The organism is Lysobacter terrae (genome assembly GCF_054782215.1).
The window spans coordinates 247728-259082 of the sequence record NZ_BAAGSX010000008.1 but is presented as its reverse complement, the minus strand read 5'-3'; the positions used below and the strand labels follow the sequence as shown (position 1 = coordinate 259082).

8 protein-coding genes and 2 pseudogenes are annotated in these 11355 nt (G+C 67.3%); 5 read left to right on the top strand and 5 right to left on the bottom strand.

What is annotated here, in order from left to right; translation table 11 throughout:
* Window positions 1-18 precede the first annotated feature (18 nt).
* The 3 genes and pseudogenes from ACYVJ8_RS12965 to zwf all read right to left on the bottom strand — a co-directional run.
* Window positions 19-222 (bottom strand): annotated as a pseudogene (locus ACYVJ8_RS12965) (IS3 family transposase); the annotation flags it as partial.
* A 15-nt stretch (window positions 223-237) separates the two neighbouring features.
* Window positions 238-1176: pseudogene (pgl, locus tag ACYVJ8_RS12960) on the bottom strand (6-phosphogluconolactonase).
* On the bottom strand, window positions 1166-2665 hold the full coding sequence (zwf, locus tag ACYVJ8_RS12955; protein ID WP_460713028.1) for a glucose-6-phosphate dehydrogenase: 1500 nt from the start codon (window positions 2663-2665) through the stop codon (window positions 1166-1168). Before zwf ends, pgl begins: the two are co-directional and overlap by 11 nt.
* A 129-nt stretch (window positions 2666-2794) precedes the next feature.
* Here zwf and ACYVJ8_RS12950 point away from each other — a divergent pair, with 129 nt between their 5' ends.
* From ACYVJ8_RS12950 to ACYVJ8_RS12935, 4 genes are all read left to right on the top strand, one after another.
* Window positions 2795-3538 (top strand): GntR family transcriptional regulator, encoded by a 744-nt coding sequence (locus ACYVJ8_RS12950; protein ID WP_460713026.1) that lies wholly within the window; start codon window positions 2795-2797, stop codon window positions 3536-3538.
* Window positions 3539-3580: 42 nt separating this feature from the next.
* Window positions 3581-4615, top strand: coding sequence for an SIS domain-containing protein (locus ACYVJ8_RS12945; protein ID WP_460713024.1), 1035 nt, complete (start codon window positions 3581-3583; stop codon window positions 4613-4615).
* Between the two features lies 1 nt (window position 4616).
* Window positions 4617-5759 (top strand): N-acetylglucosamine-6-phosphate deacetylase, encoded by a 1143-nt coding sequence (gene nagA, locus ACYVJ8_RS12940; protein WP_460713022.1) that lies wholly within the window; start codon window positions 4617-4619, stop codon window positions 5757-5759.
* A 212-nt stretch (window positions 5760-5971) separates the two neighbouring features.
* A complete protein-coding gene (locus ACYVJ8_RS12935; protein WP_460713020.1) occupies window positions 5972-9676 on the top strand; it encodes an indolepyruvate ferredoxin oxidoreductase family protein in 3705 nt (1234 codons plus the stop codon).
* A gap of 66 nt (window positions 9677-9742) precedes the next feature.
* On the opposite strand, the gene ACYVJ8_RS12930 is transcribed toward ACYVJ8_RS12935, so the two are convergent.
* The gene (locus tag ACYVJ8_RS12930; RefSeq protein ID WP_460713018.1) at window positions 9743-10336 is read right to left on the bottom strand and encodes a DUF938 domain-containing protein; all 594 of its coding nucleotides are present in this window, start codon (window positions 10334-10336) and stop codon (window positions 9743-9745) included.
* Window positions 10337-10346: 10 nt separating this feature from the next.
* Window positions 10347-10556 carry a hypothetical protein gene (locus ACYVJ8_RS12925; RefSeq protein WP_386755817.1) on the bottom strand — a complete coding sequence of 70 codons (210 nt, stop codon included), beginning with the start codon at window positions 10554-10556 and terminating at the stop codon, window positions 10347-10349.
* Between the two features lie 222 nt (window positions 10557-10778).
* Here ACYVJ8_RS12925 and ACYVJ8_RS12920 point away from each other — a divergent pair, with 222 nt between their 5' ends.
* Window positions 10779-11222: an I78 family peptidase inhibitor gene (locus tag ACYVJ8_RS12920; protein WP_460713016.1), complete on the top strand. Its 444-nt coding sequence runs from the start codon at window positions 10779-10781 to the stop codon at window positions 11220-11222.
* The last annotated feature ends 133 nt before the right edge of the window (window positions 11223-11355 follow it).

Sequence of the window (11355 nt, the reverse complement as noted above, 5' to 3'; positions counted from 1 at the left end):
TTGAACCGACCAGGGTTTCTAGGCACTGAGATCCCCGACAATCTGCGCCCGGCACTCTACCTGAGCCATCCCGACGCTCGCTCCGTGCTGTCGTTTGTAGAAGATATCGACGTAATCGAAGACATCGGCCTTTGCCAGCTCCCTCGTCGAGCAGATCTTTCGCCGGATCCGTTCGCGTTGGGGCAGTTGGAAGAAGCTCTCGGCTACGGCGTTGCCATGGCAGTAGGTGTCGCCGGCTCATTTTTCAATCGGATTGCGATAGGCACACTGCGGCTTGCTCCGCGCTTGCGCGGAATGCTCGGCAATCAAAGCTGCATCTGAATGCGGGTCGCGATGGTCTCTTAAGCGAGTTGCACCCGAGCTGCACAGCAAGGGCGACTCGGTCGGCCGAGGCAATGGTGGCCCGATCGCATCGCATGCGGTCGCATCGGCGCACCAGAACACCTTCGGCGCCACCGGCGCCTGCGCGACGAAGATGCGGATCGGCAGGCGACAGCGCGGGTCGGCGATGGCCGCTTCGAACACGCGCCGCTTGGCGTCTCCCTCGATGTGCAGATACAGCGAAGGCGCGGTGTAGATCGCGCTCAAGGTCAGCGTCATCCGCGGCTCGGGCGCGGCGGCGCTGCGCACCGCCAGCAACGGCGCACGTCCCGACGGATGCAGGCCGATGTCGCGGCGGCTCCTGTCGTATACGCCCAGGTCGGGGAATAGCGAGGCGATGTGTCCGTCCTCGCCCATGCCGAGCACGGCAACGTCCAGCGGCAGCACCTGCAGCGCGACCTGGGTCAACACCGACTGCAGCGCGCGTTCGGGTGTGGCAACCGGGCGGAACAAGGGCAGCAGTTGCGCGTCCGCCGCGGCGTTGCGCAACAGGTGCTCGCGCAGCAGGCGTTCGTTCGAACGCTTGTGCACGGGGGGCAGCCAGCGCTCGTCCACCGGCAGGACGCGCACGCGCGATCAAGCCAGCGCTTCGCGCGACAGCGCCTGCAGGAAGCGCCGCGGCGTGCTGCCGCCGGATAGTGCTAGCTTGGCGACACCGTTGCGGGCGATCGCATCACGCAGATCGTCGGCGACGCAGCGGGCGAGCGCCTCGGCCAAAGCATCGGCGTTCGCGTGAACCGAGGTTTCGAGCGGCGGCTGCGCCGGCGAAATCACTCGTAGCGCCTCACGCGGCATCTTCATGCCAGGTCCTGTTGTCGCGTTCGATCAGTGCGACCGCGGCGCTGGGACCCCAGGTGCCGGCGGTGTACGGCTTGGGCGCGTCGTTGTGGGTTTGCCAAGCCGCGCGGATCGGGTCGATCCATTTCCATGCCGCTTCGACCTCGTCGCGGCGCATGAACAGCATCGGGTTGCCGCGCACCACGTCCATCAATAGGCGTTCGTACGCATCGGCCTGACGGCCGCCGAAGGTCTCGGCGAAGCTCAGGTCCATCGGCACGTGGCGCAGACGCAGGCCGCCGGGGCCGGGCACCTTATTCATCAGCCACATCGTCACGCTCTCGTCGGGCTGCAGGCGCAGCACCAGGCGGTTGGGAGCGAGCGCGCTGACGCCTTCGAAGATCGAATGCGGTACCTGTCGGAACGTCACCACGATTTCCGAGACCCGCGACGGCAGACGCTTGCCCGTGCGCAGGTAGAACGGCACGCCGGCCCAGCGCCAGCTGCGTACTTCGGCCTTGAGCGCGATGAAGGTTTCGGTGTGGGAGCCGCGGCCGAGTTCGTCGGCATAGCCGGGCACGGCGCGGCCTTCGGCGGCGCCGCCGCGGTACTGGCCGCGGATCACCAGTTGCGCGGCGTTGTGCTCGTCGATCGGCCGCAACGCACGCAACACCTTGAGCTTTTCGTCGCGGATCGCATCGGCGTCGAGCGAAGTCGGCGGTTCCATCGCCACCAGGCACAGCAGCTGCAGCAGATGGTTCTGCACCATGTCGCGCAACGCGCCGGCACGGTCGTAGTACGGCGCGCGGCCTTCGACGCCGATGGTTTCGGCGACGGTGATCTGCACGTGGTCGATGTGCTCGGCGCGCCACAGCGGTTCGAACAGCGCGTTGCCGAAGCGCAGCGCGGTGAGGTTCTGCACCGTTTCCTTGCCCAGGTAGTGGTCGATGCGGAAGATCTGCCGCTCGGCGAAGACGCGGCCGAGTGCATCGTTGATCGCATCGGCGCTGGTGCCGTCGGTGCCGATGGGTTTTTCGACCACCACGCGGGTATCGGCGTCGATCAGCTTCCAGGCGTCGAGCTGATGCGCGGCCTGCGCGAACAGCTGCGGCGCGACCGCCAGGTAGAACACGCGCACGCGCCCTTCGCGGCGCAGCGATTCGCTGAATTCCGGCCAGCCGGCGTCGTCGCCCAGATCCAGGCGCTGGTAGTGCAGCAGTTGTAGGAAGCGGGTCAGTACGGCGTCGCCCTCGCTCTCCTTCGCCGCGATCGGGGCGAGCGCCTCGCCCACCTGCGCGCGGTAGTTGTCATCGCTGCGGGCATCGCGGGCGACGCCGAAGATCCGGGTGCCATCGACGATCTGGCCGTCGTAATAGCGGTGGAACAAGGCCGGCAGCAGCTTGCGCAGGGCGAGGTCGCCGGAGCCGCCGAAGATCACCAGGTCGAAGGCCGGCAGCGGCATGGCGTGAAGCAGCGGCTCGGGGCCGACGGGGGCGGCGGGGGTCATGGGCGTTCCGGTAGGGCGGACGGCGGGACCTTACCACCACGAGATACCACTTGCATACCACTACCGGTGATATCTATGTAAACAAGGCGTTATTTGCCGTCGCTGGTCTGTCACTGGTATTGTTTCGCAATGCACGACTATCTGGTCGCCGAATTCCACCGCCAGGCCGCGGCCCGCCGCGCACCCGCCTACCAGCACCTGCGCCGGACGCTTCAGCACGCCATCGAAAATGGCGAACTCAAGCCCGGCCAGGCCCTTCCCGGCGAACGCGAGCTGGGCAAGCGGCTGGACCTTTCGCGCGTCACCGTGCGCAAGGCGATCGCCGGCCTGGTTGGCGACGGCCTGGTGATGCAGCGGCAGGGCGCGGGCACGTTCGTCGCCGAGCGCATCGTCAAATCCTTTTCGCAGCTCACCAGCTTCACCGACGACCTGCGTGCGCGCGGCCTCGATCCGCAATCGGTGTTCCTGGAGCGCGGCATCGGCGAGGTGACGCCGGAAGAGGCGATGGCGCTGAATCTGTCGCCGGGCTCGCAGGTCGTGCGCTATTACCGCCTGCGCACGGCCGGTGAGCAGCCGCTCGCGCTCGAACGCACGGCGGTGCCGCAGTCGGTGCTGGCGGATCCGGCGCTGGTCGGCAATTCGCTGTACGAAGCCTTCGCCCAGCGCGGCATCCGTCCCGCGCGCGCGCTGCAGCGCCTGCGCGCGATCGCGTTCGATGCCGAACAGGCGCGGCTGATGCACCTGCCCGAAGGTAGCCCGGGTTTGTTCATCGAACGCCGCACGTTTTTGGAAGACGGGCGTGTGGTCGAGTTCACGCGTTCGTTTTATCGCGGCGATGCGTACGACTTCGTTGCGGAGTTGCATGCGGAATGAGCGCGGCAACCCTCCGCCTGTATGACGACAAGGGCGACGATCATGCTTGATGCCACCACGACCAAAATGCACGCCGAAGCGGCAGAAGCCGCGGACGCCGTCGCCCGTCAGTTCGCCGCCAATGCGCCGGTCATCGATGCGCTGGTCGAACGCCTGCGCCGGCAGCCGCCGCGCTTCATCGTCACCTGCGCGCGCGGCAGTTCCGATCACGCCGCGACTTACGGCAAATATCTGTTCGAAACCACGCTGGGCCTGATCACCGCTTCGGCCTCGCCATCGGTCGGCTCGGTGTATGCGGTGCAGCCGCAACTCGCGGACGCGCTGTTCGTGGTGATCTCGCAATCGGGCAAGAGCCCGGACCTGCTGCGTAATGCGGAGATCGCCAAGGCCGCGGGTGCCTGCGTCGTCGCGCTGGTCAATGTCGCCGACTCACCGCTCGCGAAACTCGCGGACACCGTGATTCCGCTGCACGCCGGCCCGGAAAACAGCGTCGCCGCGACCAAGAGTTATCTGTGCTCGCTGGCGGCGCTTTTGCAGCTGGCGGCGCGCTGGAGTGGCGATGCGGAGTTGCTCGCGGCGACCGACGCGCTGCCCGGCGCGCTGCGGGTCGCGTGGCAGCAGGACTGGTCGCCGCTGGTGTCGGGGCTGCGCCTGGCCAGCAATCTGTTCGTGCTCGGTCGCGGTCTCGGCCTGGCCGCGGCGCAGGAGGCCGCGCTCAAGTTCAAGGAAACCTGCGGCCTGCATGCCGAAGCCTTCTCTTCCGCAGAAGTGAAGCATGGCCCGATGGCGATCGTCGGTCCGGATTTTCCCGTGCTCGTCTTCGCCCAGGACGACGATACTGGCGCGGGTGCCGCGGCCGTCGCCGATGAATTCCGCGCGCGCGGCGCGCCGGTGTGGCTGGCGCGGCCGGGCGCTGCGGGGCCTGGCGTGCTGCCGTTGCCGCCGTCGCTGCATCCGGCTTGCACCCCCTTGCTCACCGTGCAGGCGTTCTACGGGGCGGTGAACGCGCTCGCCGTCGCACGCGGGCACAATCCCGACGTGCCGCCGCATCTCAACAAGGTTACCGAGACCGTCTGACATGACTTCGCCGACACGCCCGCTCGTCTTCCGCAATGGCCAGGTGCTGACCGAACGCGGCTTCGAGCGCGACATCAGCGTCGTCGTCGAAGACGCGCACATCGTCGCGGTACTGCCGGGCGAAGCGGCTAGCGACGCGCAGGCGATCGACCTGCAGGGCGGCTACCTGGTGCCCGGCTTCATCGATACGCAGGTCAACGGCGGCGGCGACGTGCTGTTCAACGACACGCCGACGGTCGAGGGCCTGCGCCGGATAGCTATTGCGCACCGCCGCTTCGGCACCACCGGCCTGATGCCCACGCTGATCAGCGACGACGTCTCGGTGATGGCTCGCGCGATCGACGCGGTGCGCGAAGCGATCGCGCAGGGCGTGCCAGGCATCCTCGGCATTCATCTGGAAGGGCCGTATCTGTCGGAAGCGCGCAAGGGCGTGCACGATCCGCACAAGTTCCATACGCCCGATGCGGGCGAGCTCGATCTGGTCGCGTCGCTCGGCGTCGGCCGCACCATGGTCACGCTGGCGCCGGAGCGCTTTTCGCCCGAGACGTTGCGTGCGTTGGCAGCGCGCGGCGTGATCGTGTGCGCCGGACACACGGCCGCGACTTATGAGCAGCTCAGCGCGGCCTTTGCCGCTGGCGTGCGCGGCGTGACCCACCTGTTCAACGCGATGACCCCGCTGCAGAGCCGCGACCCCGGTGCGGTCGGCGCGGCGCTCGACGAGCCCGATAGTTGGTGCGGGCTGATCGTCGACGGCTACCACGTCCATGACGCGGCGCTGCGCGTCGCCATCAACGCCAAACCCATCGGCAAGACCATGCTGGTGACCGACGCGATGCCGCCGGTCGGGGGCGAGCGCGAGGACTTCGCCCTTTACGGCGTGCCTATGACCTGCCGCGACGGCAAGTGCACCACCGCCGACGGAACCCTGGCCGGCTCGGCGCTCGACATGGCGACCGCCGTGCGCAACACGGTGGAGCGACTGGGGCTGCCGCTGGCCGAGGCCTGCCGGATGGCGTCAGCCTATCCGGCGCAATTCCTGGGTCTGGGCGACGAACTGGGGTGGATCGCCCCGGGTTATCGGGCCGATCTGGTCCTTTTGGACGCTGGATTGCAGGTTCAGGGTAGCTGGATCGGCGGTCGCTAGATCACGCGGGGCTGCGCCCCGCGCCCCTCATCACGCCCCTTCGGGGCACCTTCTCCCCGCACGCGGGGAGAAGGGAGGCGCCCGGTGGCGCGCTGCTATAATTCCGAGTCTTTGCTCGGGACTTTCCTCGCGACCTGCCCGGTCGTGAGGCGCAGTGCCGGGCGCCCGCAGCCACCCGCGGCTCCCCCGCCGCGCGCCACGAGTCACGCCCCATGACCAGCACAGCCGAACTCAGCTCACCCTCCTCGGCGAACACGTCGCTCACCAATTCGGTGGTCGATCCCGACTACACGCTGGATCACAAGTACAGCCGCGTCGAAGGCCGCATCTATCTGTCCGGCGTGCAGGCGCTGGTGCGCCTGCCGCTGATGCAGCGCCTGCGCGACCAGGCCGCTGGCCTCAACACGGGCGGTTTCATCTCCGGCTATCGCGGTTCGCCGCTGGGCGGGTTCGACCTGGAGCTGTGGCGCGCACGCAAGTACCTGGAAGCCTCGGGCGTGAAGTTCACCCCGGGCCTCAACGAAGACCTGGGCGCGACCATGGTCTGGGGCACGCAGCAGACCAATCTGTTCCCCGGCGCCAAGGTCGATGGCGTGTACGGCATGTGGTACGGCAAGGGTCCGGGCGTGGACCGCTGCGGCGACGTGTTCAAGCACGCCAACGCCGCCGGCACCGGCAAGTTCGGTGGCGTGCTCGCGCTGGCGGCGGACGACCATGCCTGCCGTTCCTCGACGCTGCCGCACGGTTCCGAACACGAATTCGTCAGCGCGATGATGCCGGTGCTCAACCCGGCCGGTGTGCAGGACATCATGGACATGGGCCTGATCGGCTGGGCCATGTCGCGCTATACCGGTCGCTGGGTAGGCTTCAAGACGATCGCGGAAACCGTGGAGTCCTCGGCGTCGGTCGACGTCAATCCGCTCGCGCTCGACATCGTCATCCCGACCGATTTCGAGATGCCCGAAGGCGGCCTCAACATCCGCTGGCCCGATCCGCCGCTCAACCAGGAAATGCGCCTGCACCAGTACGCGGTGAAGGCCGCGCAGGCGTTCGCACGCGCCAACAAGATCGATCGCATCGTGATCGACTCGGCCAATGCGCGCCTGGGCATCATCACCACCGGCAAGTCCTACCTGGACGTGCTGCAGGCGCTGGAATACCTCGGCCTCGACGCGCGCGCCTGCGCCGACCTGGGCATCCGCGTCTACAAGGTCGGCATGACCTGGCCGCTGGAGCCGGTCGGCCTGCGCCAGTTCGCGCGCGGCCTGCAGGACATCTTGGTCGTCGAAGAAAAGCACGCCTTCATCGAGAGCCAGATGAAGGAGTCGATGTACAACTGGGACGGCGGTGGCCGTCCGTCGATCGTCGGCAAGTACGACGAAAGCGGCGAATGGATCCTGCCGTCGACGGGCGAACTCACGCCCGCGCGCATCGCCGGCGTCATCGCCAAGCGCATCCAGCGCTTCCACAACAGCGAGCACATCGAGAACGTGCTGCGCTGGATGGCCGAGAAGGAATCCGAACTCGCCCTGCCGCGCGCGCAGTTCCCGCGCGTGCCGCACTACTGCTCGGGTTGCCCGCACAACACCTCGACGGTGGTGCCGGAAGGTTCGCGCGCGCTGGGCGGCATCGGCTGCCATTACATGGTCACCTGGATGGACCGCAACACTGACACCTTCACGCACATGGGCGGCGAAGGCGTGACGTGGGCGGGCCAGGCGGCGTTCACCGAAACCCCGCACGTGTTCCAGAACCTCGGCGACGGCACCTACTTCCATAGCGGCTCGCTGGCGATCCGCCAGTCGATCGCGGCCGGCGTCAACATCACCTACAAGATTCTCTACAACGACGCGGTCGCGATGACCGGCGGCCAGCCGGTCGACGGCACGCTGTCGGTACCGCAGATCGCGCACCAGGTGCGCAGCGAAGGCGTCGACACCATCGTGCTGGTGTCCGACGACATCGCCAAGTGGAACAAGCGCGAGCTCTTCCCGTCCGGCGTCGAGTTCTTCGACCGCAAGGAACTGGATGCCGTGCAGAAGCGCCTGCGCGAAGTGAAGGGCGCGTCCGTCCTGATCTACGACCAGACCTGCGCCACCGAAAAGCGCCGCCGCCGCAAGCGCGGCAAGATGGTCGACCCGCAGAAGCGCGTGATGGTCAACTCGCTGGTATGCGAAGGCTGCGGCGACTGCGGCAAGAAGTCGTTCTGCGTGTCCGTGCTGCCGAAGGAAACCGAGTTCGGCCGCAAGCGCGAGATCGACCAGTCCAACTGCAACAAGGACTACAGCTGCGTCAACGGCTTCTGCCCGAGCTTCGTCACCGTCGAAGGCGGTGCGCTCAAGAAGAAGAAGGGTTCCTCGGCCAAGGATCGCTTGAGCGATCTGCCGATGCCGACCCTGCCCGCGCTCGACCAGCCCTGGAACATCCTGCTCACCGGCGTCGGCGGTACCGGCGTGGTCACCATCGGTGCGCTGCTGGGCATGGCCGGCCACCTGGAAGGCAAGGGTTCGACCGTGCTCGACCAGACCGGTCTGGCGCAGAAGGGTGGCGCGGTCACCACGCATATCCGCATCGCCAAGACGCCGGCCGACATCCACGCCGTGCGCATCGCCGCGGGTGAGGCCGACCTCGTGCTCGGCTGCGACATGGTCGTCGTCAACGACTACTGGGTGCTGTCGAAGATCCGCACCGGCCGCAGCCACGTCGTGCTCAACAGCTACGAAGCGATGCCCGGCACGTTCACCACGCGTCCGGACATGCAGTTCCCCGCGACCGACATCGTGGCCGCGATCTCCAAGGCGCTGGGCACCAGCGAGCAGGCCGCCGACAAGCTGCACGTTGTCGACGCGACCCAGCTCGCCACCGGACTGCTCGGCGATGCGATCGCGACCAACCTCTTCATCCTGGGCTACGCCTGGCAGCAGGGCCTCGTGCCGATCGCGTTCGACTCGCTGATGCGCGCGGTAGAACTCAACGGCGCAGCTGTCGAGATGAACAAGACCGCATTCGCTTGGGGTCGCCTTGCCGCGATCGATCCGACGGCCGTCGCCGAAGCCGCCGGTCTGATCCGCAACGCGCAGACCGCCGCCGAAGCCACGCCGCGCGAACTGCCGATGCTCAAGGCCGGCGAGTGGGAAGGCCACGAGTGGGGCGCGAACGCCGCGCCGTTGAAGACGCGCGACGGCGACGACCTGCGCCACGTGCCGGCGCACGGCAGCGACAACGTGGTGTTCATGCCGCTCGACGATGCGCGCCTGTCGCGCTCGCTCGACGAGCTGATCGCGCGACGCATCGCCTTCCTCACCGACTACCAGGACGCCGCCTACGCCAAGCGATACAGCGACTTCGTCGCCCAGGTGCGCGAAGCCGAAGAGAAGAAGGCCGCCGGCTCCACCGACCTGGCCGAGGCCGTCGCGCGTTATGCCTTCAAGCTGATGGCGTACAAGGACGAGTACGAAGTCGCACGCCTGTACACCAGCGGCGACTTCCAGAAGAAGCTGCAGCAGCAGTTCGACGGCGACTACAAGCTCAAGTTCCACCTCGCGCCGCCGCTGCTGGCGAAGAAGGATGCGCAGGGCCACCTGATCAAGGGCGAGTACGGTCCGTGGGTGTTCACCGCGTTCAAGTGGGTGGCGAAGTTCCGCAAGCTGCGCGGCACCGCCTTCGACATCTTCGGCAAGACCGAGGAGCGCAAGATGGAGCGCCAGCTGATCGTCGATTACTTCAAGACGATCGAAGGGCTGCTGGGCAAGCTGGATCGCGGCAACGTGGATCTGGCAGCCGAGATCGCGTCGATCCCCGAGCACATCCGCGGCTACGGCCACGTCAAGGAAGAGCACCTGCACAAGGCCAAGGCGCGCGAGGCTGAGTTGTTGAAGGAGTGGAGCAACCCGCTGCGGATCGTGAAGGTGGCCTGATACGGCTCGACCCTGTCGGTTCCGAGAAAGCCCCGCTTCTGCGGGGCTTTTTCTTCTCCCGCGCGTCTAACCGCGCCGCCACACCAGCGTGCGGTTGTTCGCCGGCATCGCCACGTCCTCGATCAAGTCCAGGCCTATGTCGCGCGCGAGCGCATCGACCGCTTCGAAATCGCGGATGCCCGAGCGCGGGTCGCGCGCCTTGAGCCAGCCGTCGAAGTCGCGATTGCTCTCGCTTGTGTAAGCACCGCCGTAATTGAAGGGGCCGTAGACGGCGAGGATGCCGCCCGGTGCGAGCACGCGGTCGACTCCGCCGAAGAAGCGCTCCACTTCCGGCCAACCCATGATGTGCAGCGTATTGGCGCTGAATACCGCGTCGTATTCGTGCACCGGCCATTCGCCGCGCACGTCCAGCGCCAGCGGCGGCGGCGTGTTCGGCAGCGCCGCTTCATCCAGCCACATCCGCAGGCCGGGCAGGTTTTCGCCGACATCGGCGCATTGCCACGTCAGCCACCGCATCGATTGCGCGAAGTACACGGCGTGCTGGCCGGTACCGCTGCCCACTTCGAGCACCCGATGCGCGGCTGCGAAATGCGTACGTAATACGTCCAGGATCGGATCGCGGTTGCGATCGCAGGCGGGCGCATAGGGCTTCTCGGTCACGTCGCCCACGCTAGACCTTGCGTCCGCTTTCACGCATCAGCTGGTCGAAGCGCTCCCAGCGCAGTCGGCGCCGGTAGACCTTGTTGGTCGGGCGCCATTCGACCGCACCCTTCGATACGAGCAAGGTGCCGAAGCGCACGCCGTCGCGCTTCACCACGAATTCGATGTCCTCGCGTCCCAGCGCGCGTTCGGGAACGCTGAAGGTGACGGTATGCGCCATGACCGGCTCCGCAAAGCGGGCGGCAGCCCGCGATGGCCGCACTGTAACGCCCCACCGTGGAACGTAGTGGCGAGGCGTCTTCGACATCGTTGTCCACTGCAGCGATGCAGCGGCTTGGCACGAAAGATGATTGCACCGAAGCTCGGCCGCACAGCCCACGTTGACTTACGACAAACAAACGCGATGCCACACTGCCGTCTCCCTCCCCACGGAGTCGTGCGCATGTTCCGTCCTGTCCTTCCCCTAGCCGCCGCGCTCGTCATCGCGCTTGCCGCGTGCCACACCACCGAGCCGGCAAGCCAGGCCTCGGCCTCTTCCGAAACCAGCGCGGCCGCAGACACGGCAACCGCCGCCACCGCCAGTACCGATGCCAGCACCGGCGCTACCGGCGGCGTCAGCAGCTCGACCGCTGCGACCGGTACCACCGACAGCAGCTCGAGCGGCACCACCAATTCCGCGGCCAGTAACTGCAATGCCGACGCCGCGCGCAGTGTGATCGGACAGACCGCATCCGCCGGAGTCATCGACCAGGCGCGCGCGGCCGCGGGCGCCGAGACCGCACGCGCGCTCAAGCCGGGCCAGGCGACGACCATGGAGTTCAACGGCAGCCGCCTCAACCTGGATGTCGACGCCGGCAACAAGATCACCAACGTCCGCTGCGGGTGACGCGTAGCGTCCAAGTTCGCGGCGGCCAAGGGCTGAAGCTGCCGCGACGGCCGCCGCAGCGCAGCGCATGGCGGCCAGAAGCGGCAAAAACCCCGGCTTTCCGGCCTGATTTCGGCGCGGACAAGGCTGGCAC